Raw genomic sequence first — 18,789 nt, forward strand, 5'->3', positions numbered from 1 at the left:
CGCGGCTCTAGCAGTAACATCATGCCAACGGCAATCGGGGGGAATCATGTCCGACAATGAAATCGTCATCCTGTCCGGGGCGCGCACCGCCATCGGCACCTTCGGCGGCAGCCTGGCCGGCGTGCCGCCGATCCAGCTGGCCGCGACCGCGACCCGCGCCGCGATCGAGCGCGCCGGCATCGGCCCCGAGCGCATCGGCACCGTGGTCTTCGGCCATGTGCTGAACACCGAGCCGCGCGACATGTACCTGTCGCGCGTGGCGATGCTGGAGGCCGGGGTGCCCGACAGCACGCCGGCGATGAACGTGAACCGGCTCTGCGGCTCGGGGGCGCAGGCCATCGTCTCGGCCACGCAGGCGCTGATGCTGGGCGACGCCGATTTCGCCGTGGCGGGCGGCGCGGAATCGATGAGCCGCGCGCCCTATGCCGTGCCCGCCGCGCGCTTCGGCGCCAAGATGGGCGACGTGCAGATGCTGGACATGATGGTCGGCGCGCTGACCTGCCCGATGGGCACCGGCCATATGGGGGTGACGGCGGAAAACGTCGCGCGCGAACATGACATCTCGCGCCAGGCGCAGGACGAATTCGCGCTGGAAAGCCAGAGACGCGCCGCCGCCGCCATCGCCGAGGGCCGCTTCAGGGAGCAGATCGTCCCCATCGAGATCAAGACCCGCAAGGGCGTGGTCGCCTTCGACACCGACGAGCATCCGAAGGCGACCGACCTGGAGAAACTGGCCGGGCTGAAGGCGGTGTTCCAGAAGGACGGCACGGTAACGGCCGGCAATGCCTCGGGCATCAACGACGGCGCGGGGGCGCTGGTGCTGGCGCGGGCCGAAGCGGCGCAAGCGGCGGGCGCCAAGCCGCTGTTCCGCATCCTCGGCCATGCCGTGGCCGGCGTGCGCCCCGAGGTCATGGGCATCGGCCCGGTCCCGGCCGTCGAGGCGCTGCTGAAGCGCACCGGCCTGAAGGCCGGCGATTTCGACGTGATCGAATCGAACGAGGCCTTTGCCGCCCAGGCGCTGGCGGTGAACAAGGGCCTCGGCCTCGACCCCGCCAGGGTGAACCCGAACGGCGGCGCCATCGCCCTGGGCCACCCGGTCGGCGCGACCGGCGCCATCATCACCGTGAAGGCGATGTATGAACTGATGCGCACCGGCGGCAGCAAGGGGTTGATCACCATGTGCATCGGCGGCGGCCAGGGCATCGCGCTGGCCATCGAACGTCTCTGAGCCTGCGTTGACGACCCGGCCCTCAGCTGGGCCGGGTCTTCGGCTGCACTGTCGCATGAGTATTTGGGGAACGAAGAAGCGCAGGCCCGGCTTCTTCGTTCCATAAATACCCGAACTGCCTTTCACGCTTCGCCAAGCATGCCCTGCATGCGCGAATGCCGAAGCAGCGGAAAATGGAACGGGCCGCCCCCCTGGAGAACGGCCCGCGAGATCCACGGAGATGGTCCGGTTAGGGTTGGTGCCCACCGTCCCAGCCAGGGTTTACGACCCTTGGGGCTGCCCTCAGGCCACGGCCCCCCTGACTGTCCCGACACCTCTCTCCAATATCACTCTCGACACTGGACCACCTCCTTTCAATAAGTTGCCTTATGGGGTCCAGCCTGCCACAGAACCTTTAACAGTCAATGAATTTGCGCGCGGCGCTGGATCAAATTTCCGACGACGATGCGGAAGGGCACGAGCGCCAGGACTGCCTGCGCAAGCTTCACCCCGCAGTCGGCCACTGCCAGCGAAACCCACAGCGGCTGGACAGGCCCCTGGCCCAGCAGCGGAACCAGTTCATTTGCCCAGGAAACATCGTCCGCCGGGAAGATCGGCGTCAGCTGCGAGGCAAAGGCGATGCTGAAGAAAACGGCAGTGTCGAGGATCGAACCGGCGACGCTGGCCGCCAGGGGTGGTAGCCACCAGTTGTATTTTCGCAACTGGTTGAAGACCGAGATGTCCATCAGCTGCGCCGAAAGGAAGGCCGCGCCCGAGGCTATGGCGATGCGCAGCGTGGTCTTGTCCAGCCCCGCGGCCACGACCGAGCACAGCACGCCGGTCACGAAGCCGGCATAGACCACCTTGCGCGCGGCGGCCGGGCCATAGACCCGGTTCATGATGTCGGTCACGAGGAAGGCGACCGGATAGGTCAACGCCCCCCAGGTCAGCCAGGAGCCCAGCAGATGCTGGACCAGGATGTTCGAGGCCACCACGACGGCGGCCATGGCGATGACGCCGGGAAGGATACGGGACATGTCTGGTTTTCCGTTTTGGCAAGGTCGCGGAGACTCGGCCCCGTCGGGGCAAGGCCCCATAAGGCCGCCGGGCCCATCTGTCAACGGGCTTGCGGGTCTATAGCGCGGCCGCGGCGGCGATTTCCACCGCAAAGGCGCCGTTCATCCCCTCGACCGCGGTATTGGTCAGCGCGACCAGGCTGCGGCCGCGCGCGGGATCGACGATCCAGCAGTGGCCGTAGATGCCGCCCCAGCCGAGGCTGCCCTGCGGCAGGCCGATGCCGGCCGTCTCTGCATCGGTGACAACCGCGCCCGCCCAGGCATGGCCCCATCCGGCACCGCGCAGCGGATGGCGCTGGCGGATGCGGTTGCGCCGGGCCTCGGCGCGCAGGTTCTCGGCAAGGAAAGGGCCGTCGCGCAGGGTTTCCAGCAGCGCCAGCGCCGCCTCGGCCGTCCCTGCCATGCCGCCGCCGCCCGAGGGATAGGCCGAGGGGTCGCGGATGCGCTCGGGCAGGTAGGCATAGCTTTGCTCGGGTTGCAGCGGATTGCGGACACGGGTCGGGCCGCACATCCGCTGCGGCTCGGGGCGGGCATCGGCGTAGTTCGCGGCCAGGTCCACGGCGTCCGGGGCCTGGAAGCCGGCCTCGATGCCCAGGGGGTCCGTCACCAGCCGGGCCATGGCATCGGGCAGCGGCATGTCGGCCGCGGCCTCGATCACCGCGCCCAGCACATCGGTCGCCAGCGAATAGCGCCAGCGCGTGCCCGGCGGCCGGTCCAACGGCACCGAGGCGATGCGGCGCAGGTTCTCGGCCAGCGAGATGCCGCTGTCGCCGATCCCGTCCGAGACCCCGGCGCAGGCATAGGCGCCGTCCGGCGGCTGGTTGAAGCCGTAGTCCAGCCCCGCCAGATGCGACATCAGCTGGTCCACGGTAATCGCGGGGCGGGTGCCGTCGGGCAGGGCGGGGGCGAAATCCGGCAGCCAGCGCGTCACCCGGTCCTCGGGCGACAGCCGGCCCGCCTGCATCAGCCGCAGCGCCGCGACGGTGGTGAAGGGCTTCGAGACCGAGGCATAGCGCAGCCAGGTGGCCTGCCGCATGGGCCGGCCGGCCTCGCGGTCGGCCAGGCCGGCGGCGCGGGCATGGACCAGCCGGCCGCCCTGGGCCAACAGGACCACGCAGCCGACGATCCGCCGCTCGGCCAGCGCGCTGTCGACGGCGCGGTCCAGCGCGGCGATGCTGGCGGAAAGGCTCATTCCGCCACCCGGTACTCGACCAGTTCGGTGCGTTGCAGCCAGCCGAAATTATCGTCCGAGATCATGGTGATGCGGATGCCCTGCCCGTCATGCCAGACCGAGATCCCCTCGAGGTTGTCATATTGCAGCGGCCGCGATTCCAGCAGCACCCGCTCGTTCGAGACGCCGCTTTCCGACAGGTCGAAGCGCCTGACGCGGGTGCGGAAGCCCAGGAGGCCCTTGAAGTCGCGCTCCAGCAGGTAGAAGCGCCCGTCCGGGCCGATGTCGGCGCCGACCGCCAGCCAGTCGCCCGAGCGCGGGATCGCGAAGGGCTGGTCCCACTTGCCCTCCCGCCAGCGCCAGACCGGAAAGGGCCGGGTCAGCGCCCCCGACCGCTCGGGCAGGGTCAGCAGCGTGCCGTCGGGCAGGATCGCCAGCGCCTCCAGCGAGGAGTTGCGCTGCATCGCCTTGAACTCGGGCGGCCGGGGCAGGGGCTTGGCCGGGCTGTCGGGCGTGTCGTGGCGGGCGACGCGGGTCAGCCCCTCGAAGCTGATCCAGATCGTGCCGTCGGGGGCGATGGCCAGCCCCTCGCTGTCACCCTGCCAGCCGGGTTTCAGCGGCTTGCCGGCGCTGTCGCGCAGATGGGCGCGGCCGGCCAGCTCCAGCCCGCGGATGCGGCCCTGCGCATCGCGCTGGACGCTGCCCCAGCGGATGGTGGCGCGGTCGGACAACGCGGTGAAGCGGCTGCCGTCGGCGCTGATCTCGATGCCCGAGAAGCCGCCGAATGTCTCGTCCTCCATCCGCCAGACATAGGTCGCGACATATTCCACCTTCGGCATGGGCGGAGGCGAGGGGTCGGCCGCGCAGGCCGATGAGGCCGAGACAAGCAGCAGCGCCAGCGCAAGGCCCGGCAGGCGGCGGGGCCGCCCTGCCGCGCCGCCGGCCGTGCCGCCGCGCCTTAGCGGGCGGTGGCGACGACCTGGCATTGACGGGGCATCTCGCTTAGCCGGAAGCTGCGGGGGTGGCGATAGTTCGGATCGGGCGGCACCGGCTTGACCCGGCTGGGGTCGATGCGGTTCTTGATCCATTCCGCGGCCTCGGCGCAGCCGTCGCCGGGCGGCGGCACGTCCTGCTGCTGGCAGACCGAGCCCGCCGGGCAGGCCAGGCGGACATGGAAATGATAGTCGTGGCCACCCAGCGGCCGGATCTTGCGCAGATAGCTGCGGTCGCCGGTCTCGGACTGGCACATCGCCAGCTTGGCGACCGGATCGACGAAGATGCGCTCGACCCGCGGGTCGCGGGCGGCGGCGCGCATGATCGCCATGTGACCGCCGCTCCACAGGCCCGAGGGCGCGGTGCCGGCCTTGTTCACCACCGATTGCGACGAGATCTTCTCGCGCTGCGCGGCGCTGAGGCGCAGGCTTTGCGGCGGCAGCATCCAGATGTCGGCATCAAGCCCCGACTGGTGGCTGGCATGGCCCGAGGTCATCGGCCCGCCGCGCGGCTGGCCCATGTCGCCGATGTAAAGCCCCTGCCAGCCGACCTGGCGCGCAGCCTGCGACAGGCCGATCAGGAAGCTGACCAGTTCGGGATGGCCCCAGTTGCGGTTCCGGGACAGGCGCATGGCCTGCCAGGTCGGGCCGGATTCCGGCAATTGCATGGCGCCCGAGACGCAGCCCTTGGAATAGAACCCGATCGAGACCGGGGCGCCCCCGGTCGGGCCGGGGACGGCGCCGAAGACGTTGCGGGCCAGCGGGTCGGCCCCGGCGGGCTGGACCAGGCCAAGCCCGGTCAGCGCCAGCACGGCGGCGGTCAGGAATTTGCGGATCACTGCGCGGCCTCTCCTTTTGCTTTGACCCAGCCTAGCAGAACCAGCGCCAGAAGGAACATCACGATGAGCGGAGAGATGCCGAGCCGTTGGCTTCCGGTCACATCCGTCATCGTGGCGATCAGCAAGGGTGCCAGGAAAGCCGTCGCCTTGCCCGACAGCGCGTAAAGGCCGAAGGCCTCGGTGGCGCGCTGGGGCGTGGTGTGGCGCACCATCATGGTGCGGCTGGCCGATTGCAGCGCGCCACCCGCGCCGCCGATCAGCGCACCGCAAAGGAAGAACAGCACATCGGGCAGGCGCGAGCCCTCGGCCAGCGGCAGGCCCAGGATCTGCTGGCGGCTCATGCCGGTGATCAGGATGCAGACCGCGATCAGGACCAGCGTGCAGGCGACGATCACCGGCTTGGGCCCCCAGCGCCGGTCGGCGCGGCCGCCGATCCAGCTGATGACGGCGGCCGAGATGGCGCTGACCACGCCAAAGACCCCGGCCAGGAACACCGGCCAGCCCAGCACCGTGCCGGCATAGACCCCGCCGAAGGCGTAAAGCGCGTTCAGCGCATCGCGCGAGAACATGGACGACACCAGCCAGGCCGCCAGCGAATGCCGGTGCCGCAGGCTGGCCAGCAGCCGGCCCAGCTCTGCCATTGACGCGCCCAGCCGCAGCGGGCGGCGCGGCCCCCGCGTCTCGGGCACCCAAAGCGCAAAGGGGATCATGAAGACCAGATACCACAGCGCGGTGAACGGCCCCACCGCCCGCGTGCCCTCGCGCAGCGCCGGATCAAGCCCCAGCACCGGCGCGATGCCCAGCATGGTGCGCCCGGTCTGCGCATTCTCGGCCAAAAGCAGCAGCACCATCGCCAGCGCGATCACGCCCCCCAGGTAGCCGAAGGCGAAGCCCGAGCCCGAGATGCGGCCGATCTCGCCATGCGGCGCCAGCCCCGGCAGCAGGGCATTGGTGAAGATGGTGGCGAACTCCATGCCGATCAGCCCGATGCCGAAGCAGACGATGGCCAGGTGCAGGTTCGGCTGGTCCGGCATCAGGAACCACAACCCCCAGGAGCCCGCCATGTAGAAGGCGGAAAAGATCCAGACCCAGACCAACCGGCGCCCGCTGGTGTCGGCGATGGCGCCCAGCACCGGCGCCAGGAGCGCGATGATGACGCCGCAAATGCTCAGCCCGTAGCCCCATAGCGACTGCGCCGCCGCCCCCGCCGCCTCGGGGGTCATGCCCTGCGCGGCATAGTGTTGGCGGGCGACCTCGGCGTAATAGACCGGGAAGATGAAGGTCAGCAGCAGCGTCGCAAAGGGCTGGCTGGCCCAGTCGAAGAACCACCAGCCCCAGATGCGTTTGCGTTCCATGCCACCCCTCTTGCCCGGCGGTGCTGCCGCCCGTCCCGCAGCCCGCGCGCATAAGGCCCCAGCCGGTTCAGGCTGGCAAGTCTGGATTGCGCTCGTCCGGCAGGACGGGCGGCAGCACCGGCGGCCAGGGCCGCCCGGCATCCGCCGCGATCCAGGCCTGCACCCAGCCCGGCAGTTCCGGGCTTTGCGGGTCGCGCCCGGCCGCCTGCATCAGCCGCGCCGGGGCGACGATGCCCTGCTCCGAGGTGATCGCCCCGCGCAGCAGCATGTGGTTGCAGCACTCGCCCCGCCGCCACATGCTTTGCTCCATGTAAAGGAAGCGCGCGTCCCAGCCCAGCGTGCGCGAGACCATGGTGAAGCGATCGAAGGCCCTGATCCGGCGGCGATAGCGCACGGTATTGCCGGCGACGGTGATGCCCCAGCGGTTCTGCCGCATGGTGTCGATGATCCCGGTCCTGACCGCCATCGGCAGGCGCCCCAGGTCGTAAAGCGTCAGGGTGCGGCCGTTGTTCAGCTCGATCCAGGGGTCCAGATCCCAGGGCCAGCAGCGATGGGTCGAGACATGCGCCTCCAGCACCCCGATCCGGGGACTGCTGCGGAACTTGAGCATCTCCTTGGCAAAGCGGAGCATGGGATACATGGGCGGCCTCCCTTTGGAACGGCTGCGGGGCTAGCCTTGGGCCGGCGGCGCGTCAATCGGAACGCTGCGGCGGCGATGCTTGCTGCTTGCGCAATGCGGATGCCTGCCTTACCTGTCCGGGGAACAGCCGGAAGGGGATGGAATGGGCACGCTCTACGAAGCCTTGATGCTGATACTCGACGTGGTCTGGTTCGTGATGATCGCCCATATCATCATGTCATGGCTGATCAACTTCCAGGTGCTGAACCTGCGCCAGCCGCTGATCTGGCAGATCTGGAGCGGGCTCAACCGCCTGCTGGAGCCGATCTACGGCCCCGTCCGCTCGATCCTGCCCAATACCGGCGGGCTGGACCTGGCGCCGCTGGTGGTCTTCATCGGCATCATCATCCTGCAGCGCGCGCTTGCCAATAACGCGGCCTGGTTCTACGGCTTCTGATGTCGGCCGCGCCCCTTCTGCGGCAGGTCTTCGGCTTCGATGCCTTCCGGCCGGGGCAGGAAGAGATCGTCGATGCCGTGGCCGCGGGCCGCGACGTGCTGGCGATCATGCCGACCGGCGGGGGCAAGTCGCTGTGCTACCAGCTGCCGGCACTGATGCGGGACGGGCTGACGGTGGTGATCTCGCCGCTGATCGCCCTGATGCGCGACCAGGTGCGGGCGCTGACCGAGGCGGGCGTCGCCGCCGCCGCCCTGACCAGCGGCAACTCGGACGAGGAAAACAGCGAGGTTCTGCGCGCGCTGAACGCGCGCGAGCTGCGGCTGCTCTACATGGCGCCCGAGCGGCTGGCCTCGGGCGCGACCATCCCGATGCTGCGCCGCGCGGGCGTGCAGGCCATCGCCGTGGACGAGGCGCATTGCGTCAGCCAGTGGGGCCATGACTTCCGCCCCGACTACCTGCGCGTGGGCGAGTTGCGCCGGGCGCTGTCCGTGCCGCTGGCCGCCTTCACCGCCACCGCCGATGCGGAAACGCGCGACGAGATCGTCAAGCGCCTGTTCGACGGCGCGCAGCCGCAGATCTTCCTGCGCGGCTTCGACCGGCCGAACATCCACCTGGCCTTCCAGCCCAAGGACGGGCCGCGCCGGCAGATCCTGAATTTCGCCGCCGCCCGCCGCGGCCAGTCGGGCATCGTCTATTGCGGCACCCGCGCCAAGACCGAGACGCTGGCCGGCGCGCTGAACGAGGCCGGCCTTGCCGCCGTCGCCTATCACGGCGGCATGGAGCCCGACCAGCGCCGCGAGGTCGAGATGCGCTTCCAGCGCGAGGACGGGCTGATCGTGGTGGCGACCGTGGCCTTCGGCATGGGCATCGACAAGCCCGACATCCGCTGGGTCGCCCATGCCGACCTGCCGAAGTCGATCGAGGCCTATTACCAGGAAATCGGCCGCGGCGGCCGCGACGGCGCCCCGGCCGAGACGCTGACGCTTTACGGTCCCGACGACATCCGCCTGCGCCGCGGCCAGATCGACGAGGGGCTGGCCCCGCCCGAACGCAAGGCCGCCGACCACGCCCGGCTGAACGCGCTCTTGGGCCTGGCCGAGGCGACGGGCTGCCGCCGGGTCGCCCTGCTGCGCTATTTCGGCGAAGAGGCCGGGCCCTGCGGCAATTGCGACATATGCGACAACCCGCCCGAATGCTTCGACGCCACCGAGGCGGCGCAGAAGGTGCTGTCGGCCATCCTGCGCACCGGCCAGACCTATGGCGCGGGCCATGTCATCGACGTGCTGACCGGCACCATGACCGACCGCATCCGCAGCCGGGGCCATGACCGGCTGCCGACCTTTGGCGTCGGGCGCGACATGGCCAAGCCGCAATGGCAGGCGGTGATCCGGCAGATGCTGGGCCACGACCTGATCCGCCCCGACCCGGAACGCCATGGCGGCCTTGCCATCACCGCCGCCGCCCATCCCGTGCTGCGCGGCGAGACGCGCATCACCCTGCGCCGCGACGCCATGGCCCGCGCGCGCCCCGCCGTGGTGGTCCGCGCCTCGGTCGACGAAGAGGACGCGCCGCTGCTGTCCGCGCTCAAGGCCAAGCGCCGCGCGCTGGCCGAGGCGGCGCGGGTGCCGGCCTATGTCATCTTCCCCGACCGCACGCTGATCGAGATGGCGCAGACCCGGCCGCGGACGCTGGACGAGATGGCGCGGGTGAACGGCGTCGGCGCGAAGAAGCTGGAAAGCTATGGCGAGGAATTCCTGCGCGTCATCGCCGGCGAGGTCGCGCCGATGCATCCCGCGCGCCGGGCGCTGGCCGGCCGTGCCTCGGGCGACCTGTTCGACCGGCTGGCCGAGGCGCAGTCCCGGCTGGCGCGCGGCGAGGACGGCACCGAAAAGCCGCTCTCCGTCAGCAACTCCGCCCTGCGCCGCATCGCCGAGGACCGGCCGCGCGAGCTGTCGCGCTATCTGGACGAGGCGCGGCTCGAGCGGTTCGGCACCGCCTTCGCCGCCGAGATCTCCGCCGACCCCGAGGGCTGAGCGGGGCCGATGTCTTGTCAGCCACTAGGCGCCGCCTGCCGAAGGCGAGGACCGGGCGGAGCCGTTCCCGTTGGCGCGCGGGCCTAGGCGGTTTCGCCGCGGTCGTGATCTTCGGCCCGTCGGCCGGATGGCCTTCGTGGCGGCACAGCAAGGCGGGCAGCGGCAGCCACGTTCCGTTGTCGCAGGGTCAAAGCCCGGATCCCGCCATGGCTGCGGGAGCCTCTTCCCACTTCTCTTGGCCCGGTGGATTCCGGCAGGGACATTGTCGCGACATCCGGGCGATGGGCGACCGTCCTTCCCGGCGGCGCACGTCGCGGCCGGGTTTTGACCCGGCCTCCGCAATCCGGCCCCGACGCGGCATCCGCGCATCCGCCCGCCCTACACCACAGGGCGAAGATGGGCTGCTGTCGCCGGCCTCACGTCCAGGCACCGCCGCGGACGGCAATCCGCATTGCGCCACCGGACCCCTTCCCGCCCGCACCGGGGCCTTATTCTTGCGCGGCGGCGCGGGCGCGGTCCTCGGGGTCCGGCATCGGGTCGCCCTGGGGCGGGCGGACCCGGAAGACGGCGCAGTAAAGCGCCGGGACGAAGATCAGCGTGACCAGCGTGCCGGCGATGATGCCGCCCATCATCGCGAAGGCCATCGGCCCCCAGAACACCTGCCGCGAGATCGGGATCAGCGCCAGGCTGGCCGCCGCCGCCGTCAGCAGGATCGGGCGGGCGCGGCTGTCCGATGCCTCGAAGACCGCGTCCCATTTCGCGTGCCCCTTGGCGATCAGCTCCTGGATCTCATGCACCAGGATGACCGAGTTGCGGATCAGGATGCCGATCAGCGCCAGGATGCCCAGGATGGCGACGAAGCCCATCGGCACGCCAAAGGGCAACAGTGCCGCGACCACGCCGATCAGCCCCAGCGGAGCCGCGGCAAAGACGATCAACGACAGCCGGAAGCCCTGCATCTGCACCATGACCAGCGTCGCCATGATCAGCAGCATGATCGGCACCACCGCGGCGATGGGCTGCTGGCTTTCGGCCGAGGTCTCGACCGTGCCGCCGACGACGACCTTGACGCCGGGCGGCAGGCCGGCCTGGAAGCGTGCGACCTTTTCGGCCAGCGCCTCGACCAGCGTGGCGGGCTGGTCCTTGCTGGCGATGGCGGCCTTTACCGTCACCGTCGGCAATCCGTCGCGCTGCATGATCAGCGGCTGCTCGGTATCGTATTCCAGCTTGGCCAGCGAGGCGAGCGGGATCGGCATCCCGGTCGGCGTCGCCAGTTGCAGGTTCTGGATCGATTCCAGCGATTCGCGATCCGCCTGCGAGCCGCGGGCGACGACGTCGATCAGGAAGATGCCGTCGCGCAGCTGGGTGATGGTCCGGCCGTTGAAGGTGCCCGAAAGCGCGCCCGAGATGTCCTCGTTGGTCAGGCCCAGCCGGCGGGCCTGGTCCTGGTTCACCTGCAGCCGCACCACGCGGGCGGGTTCGTTCCAGTCCAGCGCGATGTCGCGCAGCCGCGGCTCGGTCGCCAGCACCGCGGCCAGTTCGCGCGCCGCGTCGCGCGCCTGTTCCGGGTCGGGCGACGAGACGCGGTATTGCACCGGCTTGCCCACCGGCGGCCCGATCTCGAGGTTCTTGACATAGATGTCGGTGCCGACCAGCTCGCGCCCGGCGAATTCGGCCAGCCGCGCCTTGAGCCGGTCGCGCGCCGCCAGGTCCGGGGTCTGGATCACGATCTGGCCCATGTAGGGACCGGGCGTGGGCACGTCCATCGACAGGATGAAGCGCGGCGCGCCCCGGCCGACATAGGTGGTCCAGAACTGCGCGTCCGGTTCCTCGGCCAGCATCGCCTCGATCCGGGCCATGTCGGCGTCGGTCTTGCCGATCGAAGCATTGGCGCGCTCGGTCACGTCCACGATGATCTCGGTCCGGTCCGAGGTCGGGAAGAACTGCTGCTCGACGAAGCGCATGCCCACGACCGAAACCGCGAACACGGCCAGCGTGATGGCGATGGTCAGCCATTGGTGGCGCATGCCCCACAGGAGCAGGCCGTGGAACTGCCGGCGCAGCCAGGTCGGCCGCTCGGACTTATGCGCCATGGTCGCAGGCAGCATGGTGACGCCCAGCAGCGGCGCGAACAGCACCGCGACGATCCAGCTGACGATCAGCGAGACGGCGATCACCACGAACAGCGAAAAGGTGAACTCGCCCGCCGCCGAGCTGTTCAGCCCGATGGGGATGAAGCCCGCCACCGTGACCAGCGTGCCGGTCAGCATCGGGAAGGCGATGGAGCTCCAGGCATGGCTGGCGGCGCGTTCCAGGCTGTCGCCCACCTCGAGCCGCGAGATCATCGTCTCGATGGCGATCATCGCGTCGTCGACCAGAAGCCCCAGCGCGATGATCAGCGCGCCAAGCGAGATGCGCTGCAGCGTGATGCCATAGATGTCCAGCACGATGAAGGTGATCGCCAGCACCAGGGGAATGGTCAGCGTCACCACCAGCCCGGCGCGCAGGCCCAGGCTGACGAAGCTGACCAGCAGCACGATGGCCACCGCCTCGGCCAGGGCCTGGACGAAATGGCCCACGGCCTCGTTCACCACATGCGGCTGGTCGGCGAACTTGGCCATCTCGATGCCGATGGGCAGGCCGCGGGCCACCTCGGCCATCAGCGCATCGACCTGCTCGCCGAATTCCAGGATATTGCCGCCCTCGCGCATGCCGATCTGAAGGCCGACCGCCTCCTTGCCGTTATAGCGAAACAGCGCGCTCGGCGGGTCTTCGTAGCCGCGCTGCACGGTGGCCACGTCGCCGATGTTGAAGAAGCGGTCGCCGACCCGCAGGTTCACCGCCGCGATCGCGGCCGCGTCGTCGAACTGGCCGCCGACGCGCACCAGCACCTGCTCGGGGCCGGCCTGCACGATGCCCGAGGGCGAGATGGCGTTTTGCAGCGCCAGCGTCTGCACCACCTGGTTGTGGTTCAGCCCCATCGCCGCCAGCCGGGCCGAGGAAAACTCCAGGAAGATCCGTTCCTTGCGCACGCCCAGCAGCAGGGTCTTGCCCGCCATGGGCAGGGCCTGGACCTGCTTGCGGATGTCCTCGACCCGGTCGCGCAGCTCGCGCTGGGTAAAGCCGTCCGAGGTGAAGGCATAGATATTGCCGAAGACGTCGCCGAAATCGTCGTTGAACTGGAATCCCTGGAACTCCTGCGGAAATTCCGGGCGGATGTCCGACATCATGCTGCGCACGCGCTTCCAGACCTCGGGCACCTGCGGGCCGCGGATCGTCGGGTCCAGCTCCAGGTAGACCACCGACTGCCCCGGCATGGTGACCGAGCGGGTGAACTTCAGCTCGTCGAGTTCCTCGAGCTTGGTCTCGATCCGGGTGGTGACCTGTTCCAGCGTGTCCTCGATGGTGGCGCCGGGCAGCGAGGCGCTGATCACCATGATCTTGATGGTGAAGTTCGGATCCTCTTCGCGGCCAAGGCGCAGATAGCCGAGCGTGCCCGCCACCATCGAGACGATCAGCAGGAACCACACCAGCGAACGGTGATGCAGCGCCCAGTCGGACAGGTTGAAGCCGCCTCTGGTCATGGTGTCACGCCTTGTCCCACGGATTGGCCCTCGGCCAGGGAATGGATGCCGCGGATCACCACCTCCTCGCCTTGGGCCAGGCCCGAGGCGACGGTGACGCGCCCGCCGATCGGCGGCCCCAGGGTCTCGATCCGGCGCAGGGCGACGGTGCCCTGGTCGCCGTCGCGGCTGACCACCCAGACATGCTGGGCGCCGTCGCGTTCAAGGATGGCGGCCTGGGGCAGGACCAGCCGCGCGGCGGCGGCGCCGGCGGGACGGGCCCGCACCAGCGCGCCCAGGCGGAAATCGGCATCCTCGCCAAGCGCCAGGTGGATGCGTCGGGTCCGGGTCGCGGCATCCGCCACCGGCTCGATCTGCGAGACCGTCGCCGGCACGATGCGTCCGGGGTCGTTTTCCGTCCAGACCTCATAGGGATCGCCCTGCCCCACGCGCGACAGCACGATGTCCGGCAGGTCGATCACCGCTTCGATGCCGTCCTGGGTGGACAGCCGCAGCACCGGCTCGCCGGCGCTGACCACGGCTCCGGCATTCACGAAAACCGCGCTGATCACCCCGGCGAAAGGGGCGCGCATCTCGGCGAAGCCCTCGGCGTCGCGGGCCTGGATCAGTTCGGATTGCGCCTGCTGCTCGGCGGCCTGCGCCGCGGCCAGCGCGCGTTCGGCCTGTTCCAGCTGCGCGGTCGAGGCGACGTTGCGGCTGGCCAGCGACCGCGTGCGTTCGGCCGTGGCCTGGGCGGTGCGCAGTTCCACCTGCGCCGCCTCGACCGCGGCCTGGGCGGCGCGGACATCGCCCTGCAGGTCGTCGGGATTGAGCGTGGCCAGCACGTCGCCCTGGCGGACGACATCGCCGACATCGACATTGCGCGCGGTCACGCGGCCAAGGGTCTGGAAGCCCAGGGCGACCTCGATCCGCGCGGCGATCACGCCGGGGATGGAATGGCCGGCCGCCTGGGCGTCGCTGACCAGGATGCTGGCCACCGGGCGCGGGGCCGGGGCGGTCACCTCGCCGGATTTCTGCCAGGGCCACGAGAAAGCGGCCGCGACGCCGGCAAGCGCGACCAGGACCAACAGCGCGGACATAAGGGCCTTGCGCATCATTCCCCCTCTACCGCTGCATCCGCGACCACGCGGTCGGGATACAGCATCTGCGACCCGGCCCCGACCACGGTCTGCCCCGGTTCCACCCCGGCGCCCAGGATCACCGTGCCGTTGGCGAAACGCTCGATCCGAACCGGCGCCAGAGAGACGCGATTGTCATCCCCCACCAGCCAGACCGCCGGCTCGCCCTCCACCGAGGTCAGCGCCGTCCAGGGCACGGCGATGCCGCTGCCTGCGGGGAAATGCACCGCGCCCCGCACCGCCGCGCCCAGCAGGCTGGCGGTCGGCGGGGCGTTCTCGATCTCGGCCCGCACCGTGACCGAGCCGGTGGCGGGATCGACCAGCGGCGCGATCTCCGTCACCTGCGCGGTCATGTGCAGGTCGGGAAAATCGATCCCCGTCAGCGTCACCGGCGCGCCGATCGCACCGCGCAGCAGCGGCGTGTCCGGGCTTTGGAACACCGCCTCGCGCCCGGTGGCCGAAGCCAGCGAGATCACCGCCTGCGCCGCCCCGACGATCTGTCCCGGCTCGGCCCGGCGCGCGGTGACGATGGCGTCGCCGGGGGCGCGGATCACCGTATCCTCCAGCGCGCGCTGCGCCTGGCCCAGGGCGGAGCGCGCCTGCGCGAGCCCGCCGCTGGCCGCCGACAGGGCCTGGCTTGCCGCGTCAAGCGCGGCGCGCGTGCCCACGCCGCGCTTCAGCATCGCATCGGCGCGCTGCAGCGCCTGGCGGGCCTGGGCCTCGGCCGCCTCGGCCGAGGCGACCGCCGCCTGCGCCACGCGCAACGCCTGTTCCTGCTGCACCGGATCGGTCCGCGCCAGCGGCTGGCCTTGGGTGACGTGATCGCCTTCGCGCACCAGCACCTCGATCACGCGGCCGCCCAGCCGGAAACCGACATCGACGCTGTCCTTGGCATGGACGGTTCCGGTCAGGGCGGCGTCAAAGGTCAGGGCGGCCTTCTCGACCTGCACGAACTCGACCCGCAGGGGGGCCTGGGCCAGGGCCGGCGCCGCCGCGAAAAGCGCCAGGATCAGCGCAAGCAGGCGGGGCATCGCCCTGCCCCCACCTGGCCTGCTGTCCGTTTCCGGTCGGATGTTCAAATTCGCTGCTCCTGAAAATATCGGAACGACATGACCTTGCGGATGCGCCGGCCCCAGGCTGGCCCGGAACGTCCGGCGAACGGTTTGTTATTGATAGCTGCGCACCAGCGCGGCCGCAATCATGCCCCAGCCGTCCACGACGACAAAGAAGGCCAGCTTGAAGGGCAGGGCCACCACGACGGGCGGCACCATCATCATGCCCATCGACATCAGCACGGCCGAAACCACAAGGTCGATGATGAGAAAGGGCAGCGCGACCAGGAAGCCGATCTCGAACGCGCGCTGGATCTCGCTCAGCATGAAGGCGGGGATCAGCACCGACAGCCGGTCGGGCGATGCCTGGGGATCGGGGGCGATCTCGGCCAGGGTGGCCAGCATCTCGGGGTCGGTGCGATGCTCCATGAAGCCGCGGAAGGGCACGATGCCGCGCTGGAACGCCTGCTCGACGCTGATCGCGCCATCGCGCAGGGGGGCGCCCGCGACCTCCCAGGCCTCGGTCAGAACCGGGCTCATCACGAACCAGGTCAGGAACATGGCCAGGCTGACGATCAGCATGTTCGGCGGCGATTGCTGCAATCCCAGCGACTGGCGCAGGATCGACAGCACCGTCACGATAAAGGGAAAGCAGGTCACCATGATGGCGATCCCCGGCGCCAGCGACAGCGCCGTCATCACCGCCAGAAGGGTGATCGAATGCCGGCCGATGCCGCCGGCCACCGCATCGAGGCCCGCCGCGTCGATCAGCGGCAGATCCTGCGCCGCCGCAACCTGCGGCAGCAGCAACGCGGCAAGGACAAGGACCAGCCGGATCACGATGCGCTGGCCGGGCCGAGGATGCGGACGCAAAGCCGGTTGCCGGTTTCATCGCCCGAGACCAGTTCCCCCCGCGCAATGACCTTGTCGCCGACGCAGATCTCGACGCCGTCCGACATGTCCTGGTCCAGGGTCAGCACGTCGTCCGGCCGCAGGCGCGACAGCTCGGCGACGGTCAGTTGCGTGCCGCCCAGCCGGATGGTGATTTCCACCTGGATCTGGTCGGTGGCGATAAGGCTGGCAAGATCGTCCATGATCAGTCCTCGGTCTTGATGTCGTCGATGATGGCCTTCAGTTCGGCCCCGGCCGCCGCAGGGTCAAAGAGGATCGTGCCCTGGCCGGCGACCAACTCGACCATCTCCCGGCCCGGCGGCAGGTTCTCGATCCGAACCTGGGGAAATTGCGCGCGGTCCAGGCAATCGGCCAGGTCCGGGTGCAGGTCTTGCGGGCAACGGACCACCAGCGTGCGGTCCGGCGCATGCTCGACGATGCGCGCCACCTCCTCGGCCAGGGCAAGCCGCAGCCGTTCCCTTTGCGAGCGCGGGCCAAGCAGGTCCACCAGCGCGTGCAGCACCGGCGCCAGCGCCTTGCGGAGATCGGCGCGCAACGCGGCCTCTTTTTCCTGGCCGATCTGCATGTCGCGGCGAAACTCGGCCAGCGCCTGGGTCAGCGCATCCAGGCTGGCCTCTCGTCCCTCGGCCAGGCCCTTTTCATAGCCGCATTGAAAGGCTTCCTCGCGCTCGATCGCGGCGGCCAGCTGCCCGGCATCCGCAGCGCCCGAGGAAAACGAATCAAGCCGAAGCGCGGCAGGTCTCATAGCGCATCCTCACGTTTCTCGATCCAGCCCGACAGGATCTGCAGGCTTTCGTCCTTGCGCGATTTCATCAGTTCCTTGAGCCGCCCGACCGGATCGCCGTCCTCTGCCCCCATGGGCGTGAAGTCGATCTCGGGGACAATGCTGGCCTGGGCCGGCAGGGGGGCCCCCTCGGCCCTGGCGGCCGCCGGCGGCTCCGAGCGGTCCAGCAGGGCGGGCGCCGGATTGCCCACGGGCCTCGAGCGAAGCAGCGGGCGCAGCAGGAAGGCCGCCAACGCCAGCGCGAAAAAGCCGACCAGCGCGATGCGGATCAGCCCGTTCAGGTCCAGCCTGGACAGGAGGCCGCCGGTGCTGGCCAGGGTGCCCGCCTCGGACAGCGAGGCGAAGGCCAGCGATTTCACGGTGATCGCATCGCCCCGCCCCTCGTCGAAGCCCACGGCCGAGGCGACGAGTTCGCGAATCGCCTGAAGCTCGGCCTCTTCGCGCGGCACCAATGCGGTTTCGCCATTGGCCTCGGTCCGGGCGACGCCGTTCACCAGCACGGCGACGGTCAGGCGCCGGGTGGCGCCGGGCTGGCGCGTCACCTCGCGCGTGACCTTGCTGACCTCGAAATTCGAGCGCTGGCGGGTTTCCGACCGCGACGAGCGGCTTTGGTCGCCGGCATTCTCCTGGCCCTCGGGCAGGTTCGAGGCGGCCGTGACCGCGCCCTGCTGCGCATTGCTGCTTTCGTCGGCGCTTTCCTCGCTTTCCTGCGAGATCAGGGCGCGTTCCTGCGGGTCGAAGCGCTGCTCGGTCAGCAGTTCGGATTCGTTGACCACGTCCAGGTGCAGCTCGACGATGGCGTTGCCATGGCCGACATGCGCGGCCAGGATGCGCTCGACATTGCGCTTCATCTCGGCCTCGCGGTCCTCGCCGGCGAAATCCTCGCCCGAGGAAATGACGCCGCGTTCGCTGTCGATCACCGCCACCCGGTCCGCCGACATGCCCGGCACGCCCGAGGAAACCAGGAACTTCAGCGCCTTGGCCTGGCTGCGGTTGATCGGCGTGCCGTCGGTCGTCAGCGTGACCGAGGCGGTCGCCTCGGCCTCGCGCCGATAGCCGCGGCCCTGCGGGACCGCCAGGTGCACGCGCGCCGCCTTGACGTTCGGCAGGGCCAGGATGGTGCGCGCCAGCTCGCCCTCCTTGGCGCGCCAATAGGCGGCGTCGAACATCTGCGAGGTGGTGCCGAAGCCCGACATGCCGTCCAGGATTTCATAGCCCTTGCCCCCGGCCGAGGGCAGCCCCTCGCCGGCCAGCATCATGCGCAATTCGTCGCGCCGGCTTTCCGCGACCCAGATCGAATCGCCCCGGATCTGATAGGGGACGCCGGATTTCTCGACCGCTGTCATGACGGCGCCGGATTGCTGCGAATCCAGCCCCGAATACAGCAGCGCCATGCCGGGCCGGCTGGCCAGCCAGGAAAGCCCGGCAATGGCGGCAAAGGTGAACAGGAAGGCAGCCGCCAGCACGGCCCTTTGTCTTGCGCTTCTTTCGCGCCAGTAGTCCTGCAGCTTCAGCAAAACCGTCCCCTTCGAATCGCCGTGATCCTTGTCGCGACCTTCATGGCACGGGGGCGATTAAGAATTGGTTAGC

The 18,789-nt window shown here is 69.8% G+C and carries 16 protein-coding genes; 3 read left to right on the forward strand and 13 right to left on the reverse strand.

The features are described 5' to 3' along the window. Window positions 1–46 precede the first annotated feature (46 nt). Window positions 47–1,228, forward strand: a complete 1,182-nt coding sequence (locus KF941_RS11880) for an acetyl-CoA C-acyltransferase family protein (RefSeq protein ID WP_114536447.1) — start codon at window positions 47–49, stop codon at window positions 1,226–1,228. Between the two features lie 401 nt (window positions 1,229–1,629). Here the strand turns inward: KF941_RS11880 and KF941_RS11885 are convergent, their stop codons facing one another. The 6 genes from KF941_RS11885 to KF941_RS11910 all read right to left on the reverse strand — a co-directional run bounded on the left by KF941_RS11885 (window position 1,630) and on the right by KF941_RS11910 (window position 7,280). Beyond that, the gene (locus KF941_RS11885) at window positions 1,630–2,244 is read right to left on the reverse strand and encodes a queuosine precursor transporter (protein WP_036751545.1); all 615 of its coding nucleotides are present in this window, start codon (window positions 2,242–2,244) and stop codon (window positions 1,630–1,632) included. A gap of 97 nt (window positions 2,245–2,341) precedes the next feature. Further along, complete coding sequence (locus KF941_RS11890; protein ID WP_214273419.1) at window positions 2,342–3,475, reverse strand: serine hydrolase domain-containing protein; 1,134 nt, start codon at window positions 3,473–3,475, stop codon at window positions 2,342–2,344. Beyond that, window positions 3,472–4,440 carry an esterase-like activity of phytase family protein gene (locus KF941_RS11895; protein WP_036751549.1) on the reverse strand — a complete coding sequence of 323 codons (969 nt, stop codon included), beginning with the start codon at window positions 4,438–4,440 and terminating at the stop codon, window positions 3,472–3,474. The genes KF941_RS11890 and KF941_RS11895 overlap by 4 nt, the downstream gene beginning before the upstream one ends. Continuing rightward, the gene (gene mepA / locus KF941_RS11900; protein ID WP_036751551.1) at window positions 4,413–5,285 is read right to left on the reverse strand and encodes a penicillin-insensitive murein endopeptidase; all 873 of its coding nucleotides are present in this window, start codon (window positions 5,283–5,285) and stop codon (window positions 4,413–4,415) included. Before mepA ends, KF941_RS11895 begins: the two co-directional genes overlap by 28 nt. Further along, on the reverse strand, window positions 5,282–6,640 hold the full coding sequence (locus KF941_RS11905; RefSeq protein ID WP_072461398.1) for an MFS transporter: 1,359 nt from the start codon (window positions 6,638–6,640) through the stop codon (window positions 5,282–5,284). Before KF941_RS11905 ends, mepA begins: the two co-directional genes overlap by 4 nt. Window positions 6,641–6,707: 67 nt before the next feature. Further along, complete coding sequence (locus KF941_RS11910) at window positions 6,708–7,280, reverse strand: thioesterase family protein (protein ID WP_072461400.1); 573 nt, start codon at window positions 7,278–7,280, stop codon at window positions 6,708–6,710. 142 nt (window positions 7,281–7,422) lie between these two features. Between KF941_RS11910 and KF941_RS11915 the strand changes: the two genes are divergently transcribed. Both KF941_RS11915 and recQ read left to right on the forward strand, forming a co-directional pair. Continuing rightward, a complete protein-coding gene (locus KF941_RS11915; protein WP_036751557.1) occupies window positions 7,423–7,716 on the forward strand; it encodes a YggT family protein in 294 nt (97 codons plus the stop codon). Next, complete coding sequence (recQ, locus tag KF941_RS11920; protein ID WP_214273420.1) at window positions 7,716–9,749, forward strand: DNA helicase RecQ; 2,034 nt, start codon at window positions 7,716–7,718, stop codon at window positions 9,747–9,749. The genes KF941_RS11915 and recQ overlap by 1 nt, the downstream gene beginning before the upstream one ends. 488 nt (window positions 9,750–10,237) lie before the next feature. Here recQ and KF941_RS11925 read toward each other — a convergent pair whose 3' ends face one another. From KF941_RS11925 to fliF, 7 genes are all read right to left on the reverse strand, one after another. Beyond that, window positions 10,238–13,333: an efflux RND transporter permease subunit gene (locus tag KF941_RS11925; RefSeq protein WP_214273421.1), complete on the reverse strand. Its 3,096-nt coding sequence runs from the start codon at window positions 13,331–13,333 to the stop codon at window positions 10,238–10,240. Next, the gene (locus tag KF941_RS11930) at window positions 13,330–14,412 is read right to left on the reverse strand and encodes an efflux RND transporter periplasmic adaptor subunit (protein WP_240540285.1); all 1,083 of its coding nucleotides are present in this window, start codon (window positions 14,410–14,412) and stop codon (window positions 13,330–13,332) included. Before KF941_RS11930 ends, KF941_RS11925 begins: the two co-directional genes overlap by 4 nt. Before the next feature lie 14 nt (window positions 14,413–14,426). After that, entirely contained in the window at window positions 14,427–15,482 is a 1,056-nt protein-coding gene (locus KF941_RS11935; protein WP_214273422.1) for an efflux RND transporter periplasmic adaptor subunit, read from the reverse strand. A 135-nt stretch (window positions 15,483–15,617) separates the two neighbouring features. After that, window positions 15,618–16,343: a flagellar type III secretion system pore protein FliP gene (fliP, locus tag KF941_RS11940; RefSeq protein ID WP_083539034.1), complete on the reverse strand. Its 726-nt coding sequence runs from the start codon at window positions 16,341–16,343 to the stop codon at window positions 15,618–15,620. Then, complete coding sequence (locus KF941_RS11945) at window positions 16,340–16,597, reverse strand: FliM/FliN family flagellar motor C-terminal domain-containing protein (protein ID WP_072461405.1); 258 nt, start codon at window positions 16,595–16,597, stop codon at window positions 16,340–16,342. Before KF941_RS11945 ends, fliP begins: the two co-directional genes overlap by 4 nt. Window positions 16,598–16,599: 2 nt before the next feature. Then, entirely contained in the window at window positions 16,600–17,160 is a 561-nt protein-coding gene (locus KF941_RS11950; RefSeq protein WP_072461407.1) for a hypothetical protein, read from the reverse strand. Beyond that, window positions 17,157–18,716 (reverse strand): flagellar basal-body MS-ring/collar protein FliF, encoded by a 1,560-nt coding sequence (gene fliF / locus KF941_RS11955; RefSeq protein WP_214273423.1) that lies wholly within the window; start codon window positions 18,714–18,716, stop codon window positions 17,157–17,159. The genes KF941_RS11950 and fliF overlap by 4 nt, the downstream gene beginning before the upstream one ends. Window positions 18,717–18,789 lie beyond the last annotated feature (73 nt).

It is taken from the genome of Paracoccus sp. pheM1 (assembly GCF_018499825.1).
Taxonomy (GTDB): domain Bacteria; phylum Pseudomonadota; class Alphaproteobacteria; order Rhodobacterales; family Rhodobacteraceae; genus Paracoccus; species Paracoccus versutus.